We start from the raw sequence: 16,029 nt of genomic DNA, 5'->3' as shown, positions 1-16,029 counted from the left end.
GCGGGGGGCGGGCCCGGCGTCGGACCCGGCCCGCCCCCCGCCGCGCCGCGTCCGCCGCCGCCACGGCCGCCCGCCGTCGGGCCCCGCTGCCGGAGCCGGTGCCGGCCCGGCAGATCACGGGCCGCTCGCTCATCGTCGTCGCCGTGCTGCTGCTGGCCGCCGTCCTGGTGGCCCCCACGCTGCGCGCGTTCCTGAACCAGCAGCTGGAGATCTCGGCCGCGCGCGAGGAGATCGCCGCCATGCAGGCCCAGCGCGAGGACTACGAGCGGCGGATCCAGCTGTGGGACGACCCCGCCTACGTGACCCAACAGGCGCGCGAGCGTCTCGAGCTGGTCATGCCGGGGGAGACCCTGTACTCCGTGACGGGGCGGCCCTCCGAGACCGACACCGATACCGAGACCGAGGACACGCCCGCCGCCGACGCGGACGAGGTCGTCAACACCCGCCTGCCGTGGGCCGAGGGCCTGTGGCCCGAGGACACCATGACCGTCAGCCCCCGCCCCGCCCAGGACCGCACCGTCACCGAGCAGGACCTGGACACCCTGTCCCGCCAGCTCGGCCGCCCGGTCCGGGACGTCGTGGAGATCGGTGCCCGCTGCCTGTGCGGCAACCCCCTCGTGGCCACCACCGCGCCGCGGCTCTCCAACGGCATCCCGTTCCCCACGACCTTCTACCTGACGCACCCCGTGCTGACGGCGGCGGTCTCGCGCGTGGAGGCGGACGGGGAGATGGCACGCATGAACGACCGCCTCGCCCAGGATCCCGCGCTCGCGGCCGCGCACCGCGCGGCGCACGAGGCCTACATCGCCGAGCGGGACCGGGTCGGGGCCGAGGCCGGCACGGGGCCCGTCCCGGAGATCGCCGGGGTCTCGGCCGGCGGCATGCCCGAGCGCGTGAAGTGCCTGCACGCCCTCGTGGGCCACGCGCTCGCGGCCGGGCCGGGGGTGAACCCGCTCGGTGACGAGGCGATCGCCCTGGTGGCCCCGTGGTGGACGCCCGAGGTCTGCGCGTGCGAGGGCGCGTGGGACGAGGCCGCGGCGGTGCCCACGAAGGACCTGTCCCGGCACGTGAGGCACCTCGAACGCGTCGCCGCGCTCAAGGAGGTCACGGTGGCCGGCGTGGACTGCGGCACGAACTCCATCCGCCTGCTGATCTCCCGGCCGGCCGGGACGGATGAGACCACCGGCGCCGTGGCCGACCCGACGGCGCCGCTGGCCGACGTCGTGCGCGAGATGCGCGTGGTGCGCCTGGGCGAGGGCGTGGACGCCACCGGCGCGTTCTCCGACGCCGCGCTGGAGCGCACCTTCGCGGCGGTGGACGAGTACGCCCGCCTGGTCCAGCGCCACCACGCCGGCCGGGTCCGGTTCGTGGCCACCTCCGCCAGCCGGGACGTCTCCAACCGGGCCGCGTTCGTCGACGGCGTCCGGGAGCGGCTCGGCGTCGAGCCGGAGGTCGTCTCGGGCGCCGAGGAGGCCGCCCTGTCCTTCGCGGGCGCCGTCTCCGCCGTCGAGACCGCGGACCTGGGCCCGGAGGACCTCGTGCTCGTCGTGGACCTCGGCGGCGGCTCCACCGAGCTGGTCGTCGGCACGCCTGCGGGCGAGGTCGTGGGCGCGGTCAGCCTGGACATGGGCTGCGTGCGGTTCACCGAGCGTCATCTGCGCTCCGACCCCCCGACGTCGGACGAGGTCGCCGCGGCCCGCGCGGACGCCCGCCGCCTCCTCGACGACGCCGCCGCCCGCCTGCCGCTGGAACGCGTGGCCCGCGTAGTCGGCGTGGCCGGCTCGGTGACCACCGTGACCGCCGAGGCCCTCGGGCTCAGCACGTACGAGCCCGAGGCCATCCACGGCGCGCGCCTGCCGATCGCGGAGTTCCGCGCGGCGGCGGAGGGCCTCGTGGCCGCGACCCGGGCCGAGCGCTCCGAGCGGGGGTTCATGCACCCGGGACGGGTGGACGTGATCGGCGCGGGCGCGCTGCTGTGGAGCACCGTCCTGGAGCGGGTGGCCGAGACCGCGGGCGTCACCGAGGCCTGGGCGAGCGAGCACGACATCCTGGACGGGATCGTGCTCTCGCTGCGGTCCTGATCACGGCGGCGGAAGATGGAGGGGCGGGGCCGGTGCGTGCGTAGACTGGCGGTATGTCTCTCACTCCTGAACTGTCTCCCAAGCCGCGCCTGCTGATCGTCGGCGGCGGCTACGCCGGTTTCCAGCTCGCGAAGGAGCTGCAGACCAAGGTCAAGGACCGCGGCGGCGTCGTGACCGTCGTGGACCCGCTGCCGTACATGACGTACCAGCCGTTCCTGCCCGAGGTCGTCGGCGGCCACATCGTGGGGCGCAACGTCGTCGTGGACCTCGCCACCCATCTCAAGGACGCTGAGGTGCTGCGCGGCACCGTCGTGAAGGTGGAGCACGCCCGCCGCTTGGCCACCGTGCGCGGCGAGGACGGCCACGAGTTCGAGCTGCCCTACCAGGACATCGCCATGACCGCCGGCGCCACCACCCGCGTCTTCCCGATCAAGGGCCTGGGCGAGCACGGCATCGGTCTGAAGACCGTGGAGGAGGCCGTGACGCTGCGGAACCAGATCCTGGAGCGCCTGGACGCCGCCTCCCTCATGGTGGACGCCGAGGCCCGTCGCCGCGCCCTGACCTTCGTGGTGGTCGGCGGCGGCTTCGCCGGCATCGAGACCGTGGGCGAGATGGAGCACCTCATCCGCACCGCCGTCGCCCGCAACCCGCGCCTGTCCCAGTCCGAGGTCCGCATCGTGCTCGTCGAGGCGATGGGCCGCATCATGCCCGAGGTCGGCGAGGACCAGGCCGTCGGCGTGGTGGAGCACCTGAAGGACCGCGGCATCGAGGTCCTGCTCAACACCTCGCTGGGCGACGCCACGGACGGGATCATGACCCTCGTGGACATGAAGGACAAGTCCGAGAAGGAGAAGTTCGGGGCCGACACCCTCGTGTGGACCGCGGGCGTGGCCGCCAACGCCGTCGCCAAGCAGACCGACTTCCCGGTCGAGGCGCGTGGCCGCATCGAGGTCACCCCCACCCTCCAGGTCAAGGACGGGGAGGACGGCGTGCTCGAGGGCGCCTGGGGCTGCGGCGACGTCTGCGCCGTCCCGGACCTGACCGGCGCGGGCCCCGGCGGGTTCTGCGTCCCGAACGCCCAGCACGCCGGCCGTCAGGCCAAGCAGCTGGCCGCCAACTACATGGCCGTCCGCCACGGCGAGGGCGAGGTGCAGGAGTACGTGCACAAGTCGCTCGGCGCCGTCGCCGGCCTGGGCTTCTTCAAGGGCGTTGGCAACCCGCTCGGCGTGAAGATCTCCGGCCCGGCCGCCTTCCTGGCGCACCGCGGCTACCACGCCTACGCGATGCCCACCCTGGACCGCCGCTTCCGGATCCTCTCCGGCTGGGTCGCCGAGACCCTGTTCGGCCGCGACTCCACCTCGGTGGCGGGCCTGGACACCCCGTTCAACCCGTTCCGCCGCGCCGCCGGCGTCGAGCTCGAGCCCGGCCGCTTCGAGCGGCAGCGGGCCCTCGAGTCCTCGAAGGGCTGATCCCGCAGCCAGCGGGCCGCCGGCCCCGTCCGAGTGCATCGGACGGGGCCGGCGTCGTCCGCACCCGGGCCCGCGTCCACGGGCCCGCCACGCCCCCGTGGCCCAACTGGCAGAGGCGGCCGACTTAAAATCGGCGTGTTGCGGGTTCGAGTCCCGCCGGGGGCACCACGCGTCTCCCCGCGCGCCTCGCTTCTGCGCCCACCGTGAACAGCCGGTGAACCGGCGCGGATCCACGCTCCGCCCCGCGCGCGGACGCAGACATCCCGATAGGATCGTGCTGAACCCCGGGGCACGAGCGCTGCTCACTGCGGCGGCGTGCGACCGGGCCGACTCGACCCGAAGGAGCGAGCCGTGGCGAATCCGGTCATGAACTCTCAGAACTTCCAGCAGCAGATGCAGGGCGGCGGACAGGCGCAGCCCGGTTGGTACCAGGGCGGGCAGCAGTCCGCGCAGTCCCCGTACGGCCAGCAGCAGAGCCCGTACGGCCAGGCCCAGGCGTTCGGCGCCGGCCAGGCGGCCCAGCAGTACGCGCACCAGCAGTCCATGGAGGACGCCTTCCGCGCGCCCTCCGCCGGCCCGGAGCAGACCGGCCGGATGACCTTCAACGACGTCGTCGGCAAGACCGGCCTGATGCTCGTGCTCGTCGTGGTGGCGGGCGCCGTGGGCTGGTTCTCGCCGGGCCTGATGATCATCGGCGCGATCGCCGGCCTCGTGCTGGGCCTGGTCAACGCGTTCAAGCGCGAGCCCTCGCCCGTGCTGATCATGCTCTACGCCCTGGCCGAGGGCCTGTTCCTCGGCGGCATCTCGGCGTTCTTCGAGGGCGCCTACCCGGGCATCGTGGTGCAGGCCGTGCTCGGCACCTTCTCCGTGTTCGCGGTGATGCTGGCCCTGTACACCTCGGGCAAGTTCCGCCCGACCCCGCGCATGACGAAGATCGTCATGGCGGCCATGCTGGGCTACCTCGTCTTCATGCTCGTCAACCTGGTCCTCACCTGGACGGGCATCGCGAACCTGCGCACCGGCGGCCTGGGCCTGATCATCGGCGCGATCGCCGTGCTGCTGGCCGCGTACTCGCTGACGATGGACTTCGAGATGGCCGCCGTGGGCGTGAAGAACGGCGCCCCGCAGAAGTACTCCTGGTCCGTGGCCTTCGGCCTGACCGTGACCCTGATCTGGCTGTACGTCGAGATCCTGCGCATCCTCTCCATCCTGCGCGGCAACGACTGACCGGCGCCCCGTCCCCGCACGGAGACCCGCACCGCCGCCCCGGTCCTGCACAGGGCCGGGGCGGTCTGCGTCCGCGAGGGCGTAGATTGAGGGGGTCCCTCGCCGCCACCCAGGAGGTCCCGTGACCGAGACCAGCGACCTGCCCGCCTTCGGGGCCCCGGACGCCACCGGCACCCAGCACCGCCTGCACCGCGGGTCCGCGGAGGCCGTCGTCGTCGGCCTGGCCGGTGCCCTGCGCAGGTACCGCGTGGCCGGCGTGGACCTGACCGAGCCGTACGGCCAGGACGTGGTCCCGCCCGCCGCCAACGGCATCCAGATGAGCCCGTGGCCGAACCGCGTCGCCGGCGCCCGCTGGATCCTGGACGGCGTCGAGCAGCGCCTGGACGTCACCGAACCCGCGCGCGGCCACGCCAGCCACGGCCTGCTGCGCAACACCCACTTCGTCACAGAGACGTTCTCCGCCCACGCGGTGACCCTGCGCGGTGAGATCCACCCCCAGCACGGCTGGCCGTTCCGGCTCACTCACCGCGTCACCTACGAGCTCGAGGCGGACGGCGGCCTCACCGTCACCGCCGAGGTGCAGAACCACACGGACGCCACCGTGCCCGTGGCGGTCGGCGCCCACCCGTTCCTGCGGATCGGGGACGTCCCGACGGCGGAGCTGAGCCTGCGTGTGCCCGCGGACGCCTGGATCCGCACGGGGGAGGACCTCATCCCCGTGGAGACCCTGCCGGTGGACGGCACGGACCTGGACTTCCGCCGCGGCCGGGCCGTGGGCGAGGACGCCCTGGACGTGTGCCTCACCGGCCTGACGCCGGACGCCGACGGCCGGCACCGCCAGACTCTGCTCGCCGGGGACGGCCGGGCCGTGACCCTGTGGTCCGACCACGCGTTCGCCTACACCCACGTCTTCGTCACGGACCGGCTGCCCGGCCGTGACACGGCGCTCGCGGTGGAGCCGCTCACCGCTCCCGCGGACGCCCTGAACTCGGGGGAGGGCCTGCACCGGCTCGCCCCGCACGCCCGCTGGAGCGTCCAGTGGGGTCTGACCCCCCATGTCCCCGACCACCCACACGAGGAGGATCGCGCGTGAGCTCGACCCTGGCGGCCCAGACCAAGATCAACAAGGACGTGCCCTATGGGCTGACGGTGGCCGCGGCCTGGTCCTGGCGGCTGGTGGCCGTCGTCATCGGCATCGGCGTCGTGGTGTACCTGCTGGGCTTCGTGAGCCTCGTGGTGATCCCGATCCTCGTGGCCGCGCTGCTGGCCACCCTGCTGGCCCCGGTGTTCCAGGCGATGCGGCGCATCAAGGTGCCGGGCGTCGCGGCCGCCCTGCTGTGCGTGCTGCTGCTGGTCGTCGTCGTGGTGGGCCTCATGGGGCTCGCCGGTCAGCAGATCGTCCAGGGCTTCGCCCAACTGGGCGACCAGCTGGGCCAGGCCGTCGACGACGCGATCGCCTGGCTGGCCGGCGTGGGCGTGGAGATCCCCCGTTCCGGTGCCGGGCTGGAGGGCCTGTGGCAGACGCTGCGGGACAACTCCGCCACGGTCATCAACAGCGCCGTCTCGTTCGGCTCCACGGCCGTCAACATCGGTGCGGGCCTGTTCATCGCCCTGTTCTCCCTGATCTTCTTCCTCTACGACGGCGACCGCATCTGGCGCTTCCTGCTGATCTTCGTGCCGAAGGCGCACCGGGCCACCGTGGGCCGCGCGGGCCGCTCGGGCTGGCAGTCGCTCGGCTCCTACGTGCGGGTCCAGATCTTCGTGGCGTTCATCGACGCCGTCGGCATCGGCATCGGTGCCCTGATCCTGGGCGTGCCGCTGGCCATCCCGCTGGCCGTGCTCGTGTTCCTGGCCTCGTTCATCCCGATGATCGGCGCCACCCTGACCGGCGCGATGGCGGTGCTCCTGGCCTTGATGTCCAACGGCCTGGTCAACGCGCTGCTCATGCTGGGCGTGGTGCTGCTCGTGCAGCAGATCGAGTCGAACGTCCTGCAGCCGCTCGTGATGGGCAAGGCCGTCGCGCTGCACCCGCTGGCCGTGTTCCTGGCCGTCGCCGCCGGGTCCACCGTCTTCGGGCTGGCGGGCGCCGTGTTCGCCGTGCCGGTGCTGGCCTTCGTGAACAGCTTCGTCCGCGCCCTCACCGCGGACGTGCCGGAGGAGCTCACGGAGCGGACGGACCACGCCCTCGAACCGGGCGGCGCGGAGGACGAGGCGGCCGGCTCCCACCGGTACCGCCCCTCGACGCACGAGGACGCCGCCCTCGCCTCCGAGGCCGACGCGGGCACCCGGCACGGGGACGACGCCTGATGGGCGCGGCGCAGGCCACGAACACCCCGGACCGGACCGGACCGACGCCGTCGCCCCGGTGGGTGCGGCCCGCCGACGGTCCGCCGGCCCCGGCAGAGCTGCCCGTCACCCTCGAGGAGATCGAGCGGGCGCGCGAGACGCTGCGCGGGATCGCCGAGCGCTCCCCGCTGCAGCACTCCCGGGCGCTCTCACGGGCCGTGGGCACGGACGTGCACCTGAAGTGCGAGAACCTGCAGCGGGCCGGCTCGTTCAAGGTCCGCGGCGCCTACGTGCGGATGGCGCAGCTGAGCGAGGAGGAGCGCGGCCGCGGCGTCGTGGCCGCATCGGCCGGCAACCACGCCCAGGGCGTCGCCCTCGCGGCCGCCAAGCTCGGCATCCGCGCCCGCATCTTCATGCCGCACGGCGTGGCCCTGCCCAAGCTGCAGGCCACCCGGGACCACGGTGCCGAGGTCGTCCTGCACGGCTCCACCGTGGATGAGTCCCTCGCCGAGGCGCAGCGGTGGGCCACGGAGACCGGTGCCGTGTTCATCCCGCCGTTCGACGACCCGGCCGTCATCGCGGGCCAGGGCACCGTCGGCCTCGAGATCCTCGACGTGCTGCCGGACGTGGACACCGTGATCATGGGCATCGGCGGCGGGGGACTCATCGCCGGCACGGCCGTGGCCCTCAAGGAGGCCGCCCGGCGTCGTGGGCGCACGGTGCGGGTCATCGGGGTGCAGGCGGCCACCGCCGCCGCGTTCCCCGGCTCCCTCGAGGAGGGCCGCGTCCAGGTGCTGGAGAGCGTGTCCACCATCGCGGACGGCATCGCCGTTGGCAAGCCCGGGGCCCTGCCGCTGCGGATCGCCGCCGAGCTGGTGGACGCCGTCGTGACCGTCACGGACGACGAGATCGCCGCGGCCCTCGTCCACCTCCTCGAGCGCTCCAAGCTCGTGGTGGAGCCGGCGGGCGCCGTCGGGGTGGCCGCCCTGCTGGCGGGCCGCACGGCGGACCTGGGCTTCGAGCTCGGCACCACCGCCGTGATCCTCTCCGGCGGGAACATCGATCCGATGCTCATGCTGAAGTCCATCCAGGCCGGACTGTCGGCCGCGGGGCGCTACATGACCGTGCGCATCCCGCTGCGGGACCGCCCGGGCGAGCTGGCCACGATCTCACGGATCATCGCGGACACGGACGCCAACGTGGTGCGCGTGGACCACACCCGCGTCGGCCCGGAGCTGTCCATGGGCGGCGTGCACATCACGATCGACATGGAGACCCGCGGCGCCGAGCACTCCGCCCAGGTCCTGGAGGCGCTGCGCGGGGCCGGCTACAGCCCGGCCCCGCTGCCCTGACCGGGCCGGCTCAGGCCACGGAGCCGGCGGCGGCCGCGGTGATGGTGCCGCAGGTCCCGCCCACCGCGCGGCGCACGGCCTGGACCAGGAGGTCCTCGCGCGTCAGCGTCTCGATGCGACGGACCATCTCGCGACGGTCATAGCGCTCGTGGGCGCCCGGCAGCAGGCGCCGGGCCAGGTTGAGGTGCTGCAGCACGCCGAGCAGGAGCACGTCCTCGTCGGAGGGCTCTGCCTCGTCCAGGACGACGGCGGTCAGGTGCGCGAGCAGCTCGGCGCGCTCGGTGCCGCGGGGGACGTGCCGGGTGGCCAGGAAGGCCTTGCGCTCGGTGAGGCGGCCGGTCTCGGTCAGATGGGCGACGACGGCCTTGCGCAGGTCCGGCTTGCCGGCCGCCACGGTGGCCACGAGCGGTCGGCCGGCCAGGGCGTCGACCTGTCCGAGGGAGGAGTCCAGGACGGGGTCGCCGGTGGTGCCGGCCGCGGTCACGAGCACGCGGGCCCGGTCCACGGGGACGTCCTCGAGGGTCACGATCCCGGCGGACCGGTGGTCGGCCAGCGCGGCGGCCGCGAGGGCAACGCGGTGGTGGGAGGGGCTCTCGGAGCACCCGTCCTCGCGGGTGAGCAGCAGGTGTGCCTTCTCGACGGTCAGCATGGGGCCAGAGTAGCAACGGGGGCGCGGTGGGGTCCGGGACGGACGGCGGCCGCGGTCCCCTCGGGGGGACCGCGGCCGCCGTCGGAGCCGGGCAGGGTCAGCCGGAGTAGGGCTGGACGTCCTTGACCTCGACCTTGATGTCCTTGCCGTTCGGGGCGGTGTAGGAGACCTTGTCGCCCTTCTTGGCGCCGTTGATGGCCTCACCGAGCGGGGAGCGCTCGGAGTAGACCTCGAGCGACTCGTCGTCCGCGGCGATCTCGCGGTTGCCGAAGAGGAAGGTCATCTCGTCGCCTGCGACGACGGCGGTCACCACGGTGCCCGGGTGCACGGCGCCGTCGTTCTCGGCGGCCTCGCCCACGCGGGCGGTCTCGAGCAGGTGCTTCAGCTCGGCGATGCGGCCCTCGTTCTTCGACTGCTCCTCGCGGGCGGCGTGGTAGCCGCCGTTCTCCTTGAGGTCGCCCTCATCGCGGGCGGCCTCGATGCGCTCGATGATCTCCTGACGGCCGGGACCGGAGATGTACTCGAGCTCCTTGGAGAGGCGATCGTACGCCTCCTGGGTCAGCCACGGGGCGTCGGACTGGCTGGTGGTCATGCTCTGTTCCGCCTTTCTGTCTCGGGTGATGCGGAGTCCGGGGCGCGGCGCACCGGGTCTGGCGCGCGATCCGCGTCCGGCGGACGCGCCCGCATGCGAAAGACCCCGCCGATCAGGAGGACGCGCGTGACCCGAGGGCTCCGTGCGACGCCTGCCTGACTCACCGGCGGGGCGGGAATGCTCCGACGAGTCTATCCGGGCGGCGTGCGTCACACCAACGGCGGCCGCTTCGCCGAGGGCGGAGCACTCCGGGAGGGGTCAGACCTTGCGGCAGGTCTCGACGACGCCGGAGTCGCCCCGCACCACGGTGCGCACGTCCACGGTGTAGCGCTGCTGCGCGTCCGAGGGGGAGTCCCGCCGGTCGGCCGGCAGGGTCTCCAGGCGGACGGTGCGGAAGCCGACGGGGGCGGCGTGGGAGTCGGTGACGAGCACATCGCATTCGGCCTGGACGCCCTCCGGGACGGAGGCCTGGAAGGTGACGGTCGCGTGGCCGTCGTCCTCGATGGTGAAGCCGACGTCCTTGTACTCGATGGCGCCCACGGACATGTTCAGGCCGATCCACACGGACAGCAGCACGGCCACGACCAGCCCGAGCCCGCCGAGGCCCGCCCACAGCCGACGACGGTCCGGACGCGTGTGGTCCGTGCCGTACCGGTTGGCTAGTGTGGGGTCCTGCGCGCGGACCGCGGGGGCGTGGTGGGACATCCCCTCCACCCTAGCCGCTGCCCGCCGCCGGAGGCCGATAAGGACGTCGGCCTGGACCCCTCACGCCGTCGCCCCCGCGGCGGCCCCGCCATCCGGACAGGAGTGTGCGATCCCCGTGGCCGATCAGACCCCCCAGGCCCAGCCCGCCGCAGGCACCGCCCTGCCGCCCTCCACCGGGCTGCGCCTCATGGCGGTGCACGCCCACCCGGACGACGAGTCCTCGAAGGGGGCCGGCACCATGGCCGCCTACGCGGCGGCCGGGGCCGAGGTCATGGTCGTCACGTGCACCGGCGGCGAGGCCGGCACCCTGCTCAACCCGTCGTTCGGGGACACCACCCGGGCCGACCGGGACATCGCGGCCGTGCGCCGCGAGGAGATGGCGGAGGCCGCGCGCATCCTCGGCATCCGGCACGCCTGGCTCGGCTTCCTCGACTCGGGCCTGCCCGAGGGGGATCCGCTGCCGGCCCTCCCGGCGAACTGCTTCGCCGAGATCCCGCTCCGGGATGCGGCGGCCCCGCTGATCTCGCTCGTGCGCCGGTTCCGCCCGCACGTGCTCATCTCCTACGACGAGGTCGGCGGCTACCCCCACCCGGACCACCTGCAGGCCCACGCCGTGACGATGGAGGCGTACCGGGCCGCGGGCCTCGCCGACGAGTACCCCGAGGCCGGGCCCGCCTGGGAGGTCTCGAAGGTCTACTACGACTGCGGCTTCAACCCGCGGAAGTTCCGCACGATGGCCGCGGTGGCCGAGGCCGACGGCGAGGACGTGCCGTTCGCCCGACGCCTGATGATGTTCGACGCGATGGACGCGATGCGCGAGGTGCTGCGCCGCCGCGAAGCCGGGGAGGACGTGCCCGACCCGGAGGTCATCCCGCCGTGGGTCACCGCGGACCACGACGTCACCACGCAGGTGGACGTCACCGGCTTCCTCGACGAGCGCGACGCCGCCCTGCGGGCGCATCGCACCCAGATCGACCCCGACGGCATGTTCTTCGACGCCCCCCATGATCTGCAGCGGCGCGCCTGGCCGTGGGAGGACTTCGCGCTGATCGACTCGCGCGTGCCCTCCGAGCTGCCGGAGCACGACCTCTTTGCCGGCCTGCGCTGAGCCGACCCGGCTCGGGCCGTGCGGCCGGGGCCGGTAGAGTGGGGCGGCGTGACACCCCTGTCTGGCCTTCCCCTCGTCCTCACCGCGCTCGCGGCCGCGAGCCCCGCGCCGGTGCCCGCCGTCCCGGAGCCGACGCTGCGCCCCGGGCTCGAGGAGGCGGAGGTCACCCCCGGCATCGAAGGGTTCCTGTTCACCGCGCTCATGGTGGTCATGGCGATCATCGTCTTCCGCGTCATGGTCCGCTCCGTGCGCCGCGTCCAGCAGCGCTCCCCGCAGGCCGAGGCCATGCTCGTGGAGCGCCATCAGCAGCACCTGCCGGACGAGGCGCGCGCGGGCGGCGAGCACCTGGACGCGGACTCCGAGGACCGGCTGCGCCGCCTGCAGGAGAAGTACCCCGGCTACCTCCAGGAGCCGGCCCCGGAGCCCCAGGCCCCGGACACCGGACGCGACTGACCGCCGTCGGGCCCGCGCACGCTCAGGAGCCGCCCGTGAGTCGACGCCCGATCCCTTGAGGCCCGCAGACGCGCCGCCACCTCCATGCCGTAGCGGCGCGTCTGCGGGCCTCGGCGCTGCCCGGCGGGGCGCAGACCCCCTTCCTCGACACGCTCAGGCGACGACGAGCACCGCCCGGTAGATGGCGACGGCGTGGCACACGAAGCCGGCCACCGTGAAGGCGTGGAACAGCTCGTGGAAGCCGAACCACTCGCGGTGGATCGTGGGGGCCTGCAGCGCGTAGAAGACCGCGCCCGTGATGTACGCGATCCCACCGGCCACGATCAGCCACCCCGCCGCCGCATCCGCGGCGAAGAAGTCGCCCAGGTAGAGCAGCGCCGCCAGCCCGAGCACCACGTACACCGGCGTGTAGAGCCAGCGCGGCGCGTCCGTCCACAGCACCCGGAACGCGACGCCGGCCACGGCCCCCACCCACACCAGGGTGAGCAGCACACGCGCCCGGTCCGGAGGCAGCAGGGCCAGGGAGAGCGGCGTGTAGGTGCCGGCGATGACCAGCATGATGTTCGTGTGGTCCAGCCGCTTGAGGACACGGGAGACCACCTCGTTCCACTGCACCAGGTGGTACGTCGCCGAGACCGCGAACAGCAGCAGGCCCGTCACGGCGTAGACCGCGCTGGCCCACCGCAGCGTTGCGGTCGGCGCGAGCACGATGAGCACGATGCCGGCCGCGAGCGTCAGCGGCGCCATGACCGCGTGGATCCAGCCGCGCAGTCGGGGCTTGTACAGCGGATGGTCGGGGTCGCGGACGCGCTCGACGCGCCAGCGCAGGCGGCGGGTGGCGTCGGCGTCGCGGAGGGGTGTCACAGGGTCCATGCGTCCATTGTCGCCGGTCGGGTCGGGGCCCGTGCGGGATGGTCGCTGTGTGCCGCGCGCGTATCCTGGAGGCTCGCAGGACCGTCCGAGAGGGGAGCGCGCCGTGGGTCGACCCGAGGCCTTCTACCGCCTGTACGAGCGGCGGCTGACGCGCGGCCTGGACCCGGAGCGGCTGCCCCGGCACATCGGCGTGCTGGTGGACGGCAACCGTCGCTGGGCCCGCGCGTTCGGGGCGTCCACGCAGCAGGGCCACCAGGCCGGCGCCGAGCGCATCCTCGACTTCATCGGCTGGTGCGACGAGGCCGGCATCCCCGTGGTCACGCTCTACATGCTCTCCACCGAGAACCTGCGGCGCCCGGCGGAGGAGCTCGCCCCGCTCCTGGAGATCATCCAGACGACGGCGGAGCGCCTCGCCCAGCCGGCCGAGGGCCGCGCCCCCGTCTGCGTGCAGCCGGTCGGCGCGGTGGACCTGCTCCCCGAGCCCATGGCGCGACGGCTCGCCGAGGTCGCCGAGCAGACCAAGGGCCACGACGGCGTGCACGTGAACGTGGCCGTGGGCTACGGGGGCCGCCAGGAGATCCTCGACGCCGTGCGCGAGCTGCTGCGGGACGAGCACGCCCTGGGCCACAGCGCGGCGGAGGTGGCCGAGTCCGTCACCGTCGAGCAGATCGCGGACCGGCTCTACACGCGCGGCCAGCCGGACCCGGACCTGGTCATCCGCACGTCCGGGGAGCAGCGGCTCTCCGGGTTCCTGCTCTGGCAGTCCGCGTACTCGGAGTTCTACTTCTGCGAGGCCATGTGGCCCGCGTTCCGCAAGGTCGACTTCCTGCGTGCCCTGCGCGACTACGGCAGCCGTCAGCGCCGGTTCGGCACCTGACGGTCGGCGCGGCCCCACCACAGGCCCAGCAGCACCCCGACGACGGCCCCGGCCAGGTGGCCGGTCCACGAGATGCCGGGTGCCGGCAGCAGGCCGATCAGGCTCGAGCCCAGGTGCGTGAGCGCGACGAGCACGGAGACGACGACCGCCCCGATCCGCCGCACCGCGATCCCGTAGACGATCAGGAACGCGATCAGCACGTACACGATCCCGGAGGCGCCGATGTGCACGCCCGGGGTGCCGATCACCCAGGTCAGCAGGCCCGAGCCCAGCCAGGCGCAGACGAGCAGGGCCACCGGCCGACGCGAGACCAGGGCGGCCAGCGGACCGAGGACGAGCAGCGCCGTCGTGTTGCCGATCAGGTGGGCCCAGCCGGCGTGCAGCACGGGGGAGAACAGGACCCCGTCGAGGCCGTCGAGGCGTCGGGGGATCAGGCCCACGCCGGGGATGATCACCCGGCCGAGGAAGATCAGCACGACCTGCGCGACCCACATGGCCGCGATCAGCACGGCGGTGGGCGCGACGGCGCCCAGCAGGCGGCCGCCGGCGCGCTCGGCCAGGGTCGGGGCGGGGGCTGGGCCGCCCGGCAGATCGGGCAGGCCGGGACGGGCGGTGCATGCTCAAGGGCCCTCCTGGGGACGGGGAGCGGGCGGCCGTCGGGACGTCGGCGGCGCGTCTCCAGTGTAGGGAGCGCGGGACGCCGGGGCCGTGGCGGGGCCCGGACGGACCGTCACCGCGACTTCATCCCGGGTTCACCGTGCCGGGCCCCGGCGGACGACGCCGCTTCCTAGCGTGGCCCGTGGGCGGACCCCCGCCCGCACGGTTCACCGGCACAGGAGGCAGACATGGTGGCAGAGCTCGTGGAGCACGCGCAGACCCGGCAGGAGCCGTCGAGCCGGCCGGGCCAGGCGCGTGCCGAGGCGGGGGCGGCGGAGGCGACCGGCCTGCGGACCTACGTGGTGGACACGTCCGTGCTGCTCTCGGACCCGCGCGCCCTGCTGCACTTCGCCGAGCACGAGGTGGTCCTGCCGCTCGTGGTGGTCTCGGAGCTCGAGGCCAAGCGCGCCGACCCCGACCTCGGCTACTACGCGCGCACGGCCCTGCGCCTGCTCGACGACCTGCGCGGCGGCCACGGCGCGCTGGACCAGCCCGTGCCGATCACCCCCGAGGGCGGCACGCTGCGGATCGAACTGAACCACGTGTCCGTGGACGTGCTGCCCCTGGGCATCCGCGGCACGGACAACGACTCCCGCATCCTCGCCGTCGCGAAGGCGCTCGCGGACGAGGGCGCCACGGTCACGGTCGTGTCCAAGGACCTGCCGATGCGCGTGAAGGCGGCGGCCATGGGCCTCGCCGCGGACGAGTACCGCCACGAGCTCGTGCGTGACTCGGGCTGGCGCGGCACCGTCTCCCTCAGCGTGGCGCAGGAGCGGCTGGACGCCCTCTACGACGACGGCGCGGTCGACCTGGCCGGCGTCCCGCTGGGGACCCTGACCGGCACGGGCGTCGAGACCGGGCCGGAGGAGGCCCCGGCCGAGGCGGACCGCCTGCCGGTCAACACGGGGCTGGTGCTCACCGCGCCCCGGGGCTCCGCCCTGGCCCGGGTCGGCGAGGGCGGCCGAGCCTGCCTGGTGCGCGGGGACCGCGACGTGTTCGGCCTGCACGGCCGTTCCGCAGAGCAGCGGCTGGCCATCGAGCTGCTGACGGATCCGAGCGTGGGCATCGTCTCCCTCGGCGGCCGCGCGGGCACCGGCAAGTCCGCGCTGGCGCTGTGCGCGGGCCTCGACGCCGTGATGGAGCGCCGCGAGCACCGCAGGGTGGTCGTGTTCCGCCCGCTGTACGCCGTCGGCGGCCAGGACCTCGGCTACCTGCCCGGCTCCGAGGGCGACAAGATGGGCCCGTGGGCGCAGGCCGTGTTCGACACCCTGGGTGCGCTGGTCTCCCCGTCCGTGGTGGACGAGGTGGTGGACCGCGGGATGCTGGAGATCCTGCCGCTGACGCACATCCGCGGCCGCTCGCTGCACGATGCGTGGGTGATCGTGGACGAGGCGCAGTCGCTCGAGCGGAACGTGCTGCTCACGGTTCTGAGCCGGATGGGCCGCAACTCGAAGGTGGTGCTGACCCACGACGTCGCCCAGCGGGACAACCTGCGCGTGGGCCGGCACGACGGCATCGCGGCCGTGGTGGAGCGCCTCAAGGGCCACCCGCTGTTCGGACACGTGACGCTGACCCGTTCCGAGCGCTCGCCGATCGCCGCGCTGGTCACGGACCTGCTGGAGGAGGGCCGGGCCTGAGCCGGGCGGCGGGGTCGGTCATGAAAAAGGGGCCGCTGCCGAAGCAGCGGCCCCCGGCGGGGG

Annotated in this window: 15 protein-coding genes and 1 tRNA gene; 11 read left to right on the top strand and 5 right to left on the bottom strand. The window is 73.9% G+C overall.

Features of this window, described 5'->3' with window-relative positions; translation table 11 throughout:
* The 7 genes from J1M40_RS12845 to ilvA all read left to right on the top strand — a co-directional run.
* Positions 1–2,081, top strand: a 2,081-nt coding sequence (locus tag J1M40_RS12845; protein WP_274607965.1) for a DUF501 domain-containing protein, incomplete at its 5' end; no start/stop codon positions are given.
* Positions 2,082–2,134: 53 nt separating this feature from the next.
* A complete protein-coding gene (locus tag J1M40_RS02100; RefSeq protein WP_036339972.1) occupies positions 2,135–3,550 on the top strand; it encodes an NAD(P)/FAD-dependent oxidoreductase in 1,416 nt (471 codons plus the stop codon).
* Positions 3,551–3,641: 91 nt separating this feature from the next.
* Positions 3,642–3,718 (top strand) — tRNA-Leu (locus J1M40_RS02095).
* A gap of 183 nt (positions 3,719–3,901) precedes the next feature.
* A complete protein-coding gene (locus J1M40_RS02090) occupies positions 3,902–4,777 on the top strand; it encodes a Bax inhibitor-1/YccA family protein (RefSeq protein ID WP_036339974.1) in 876 nt (291 codons plus the stop codon).
* 121 nt (positions 4,778–4,898) lie between these two features.
* Positions 4,899–5,870 (top strand): aldose 1-epimerase family protein, encoded by a 972-nt coding sequence (locus J1M40_RS02085; protein ID WP_036339976.1) that lies wholly within the window; start codon positions 4,899–4,901, stop codon positions 5,868–5,870.
* Complete coding sequence (locus tag J1M40_RS02080; protein WP_070709173.1) at positions 5,867–7,084, top strand: AI-2E family transporter; 1,218 nt, start codon at positions 5,867–5,869, stop codon at positions 7,082–7,084. Before J1M40_RS02085 ends, J1M40_RS02080 begins: the two co-directional genes overlap by 4 nt.
* Complete coding sequence (gene ilvA, locus J1M40_RS02075) at positions 7,084–8,415, top strand: threonine ammonia-lyase (protein WP_070709175.1); 1,332 nt, start codon at positions 7,084–7,086, stop codon at positions 8,413–8,415. The genes J1M40_RS02080 and ilvA overlap by 1 nt, the downstream gene beginning before the upstream one ends.
* A 10-nt stretch (positions 8,416–8,425) precedes the next feature.
* On the opposite strand, the gene J1M40_RS02070 is transcribed toward ilvA, so the two are convergent.
* The 3 genes from J1M40_RS02070 to J1M40_RS02060 all read right to left on the bottom strand — a co-directional run bounded on the left by J1M40_RS02070 (position 8,426) and on the right by J1M40_RS02060 (position 10,361).
* Positions 8,426–9,064, bottom strand: a complete 639-nt coding sequence (locus tag J1M40_RS02070; RefSeq protein WP_036316333.1) for a GPP34 family phosphoprotein — start codon at positions 9,062–9,064, stop codon at positions 8,426–8,428.
* Between the two features lie 97 nt (positions 9,065–9,161).
* The gene (greA, locus tag J1M40_RS02065; protein WP_060973861.1) at positions 9,162–9,656 is read right to left on the bottom strand and encodes a transcription elongation factor GreA; all 495 of its coding nucleotides are present in this window, start codon (positions 9,654–9,656) and stop codon (positions 9,162–9,164) included.
* A gap of 258 nt (positions 9,657–9,914) precedes the next feature.
* Positions 9,915–10,361, bottom strand: coding sequence for a DUF4307 domain-containing protein (locus J1M40_RS02060; RefSeq protein WP_098093465.1), 447 nt, complete (start codon positions 10,359–10,361; stop codon positions 9,915–9,917).
* Positions 10,362–10,476: 115 nt separating this feature from the next.
* Here J1M40_RS02060 and mca point away from each other — a divergent pair, with 115 nt between their 5' ends.
* Positions 10,477–11,469, top strand: coding sequence for a mycothiol conjugate amidase Mca (gene mca, locus J1M40_RS02055; protein ID WP_101965738.1), 993 nt, complete (start codon positions 10,477–10,479; stop codon positions 11,467–11,469).
* Between the two features lie 48 nt (positions 11,470–11,517).
* Positions 11,518–11,922: a hypothetical protein gene (locus tag J1M40_RS02050; protein ID WP_101965739.1), complete on the top strand. Its 405-nt coding sequence runs from the start codon at positions 11,518–11,520 to the stop codon at positions 11,920–11,922.
* Positions 11,923–12,075: 153 nt separating this feature from the next.
* Here J1M40_RS02050 and J1M40_RS02045 read toward each other — a convergent pair whose 3' ends face one another.
* Complete coding sequence (locus J1M40_RS02045; RefSeq protein WP_102708597.1) at positions 12,076–12,795, bottom strand: hemolysin III family protein; 720 nt, start codon at positions 12,793–12,795, stop codon at positions 12,076–12,078.
* A gap of 103 nt (positions 12,796–12,898) precedes the next feature.
* On the opposite strand from J1M40_RS02045, the gene J1M40_RS02040 reads away from it, so the two are divergent.
* Positions 12,899–13,672, top strand: coding sequence for an isoprenyl transferase (locus J1M40_RS02040; protein ID WP_041105013.1), 774 nt, complete (start codon positions 12,899–12,901; stop codon positions 13,670–13,672).
* Here J1M40_RS02040 and J1M40_RS02035 read toward each other — a convergent pair.
* Entirely contained in the window at positions 13,651–14,166 is a 516-nt protein-coding gene (locus tag J1M40_RS02035; RefSeq protein ID WP_241251980.1) for a rhomboid family intramembrane serine protease, read from the bottom strand. The two genes, J1M40_RS02040 and J1M40_RS02035, sit on opposite strands and share 22 nt — an antisense overlap.
* A 351-nt stretch (positions 14,167–14,517) precedes the next feature.
* Between J1M40_RS02035 and J1M40_RS02030 the strand changes: the two genes are divergently transcribed.
* The gene (locus J1M40_RS02030) at positions 14,518–15,966 is read left to right on the top strand and encodes a PhoH family protein (protein ID WP_044659623.1); all 1,449 of its coding nucleotides are present in this window, start codon (positions 14,518–14,520) and stop codon (positions 15,964–15,966) included.
* Positions 15,967–16,029 lie beyond the last annotated feature (63 nt).

The organism is Micrococcus sp. KRD026, from assembly GCF_017168445.1.
Classification (GTDB): Bacteria; Actinomycetota; Actinomycetes; order Actinomycetales; family Micrococcaceae; genus Micrococcus; species Micrococcus luteus.
The sequence above is the reverse complement of the archived record's forward strand: the minus strand, read 5'-3'. Positions and strand labels throughout refer to the sequence as shown.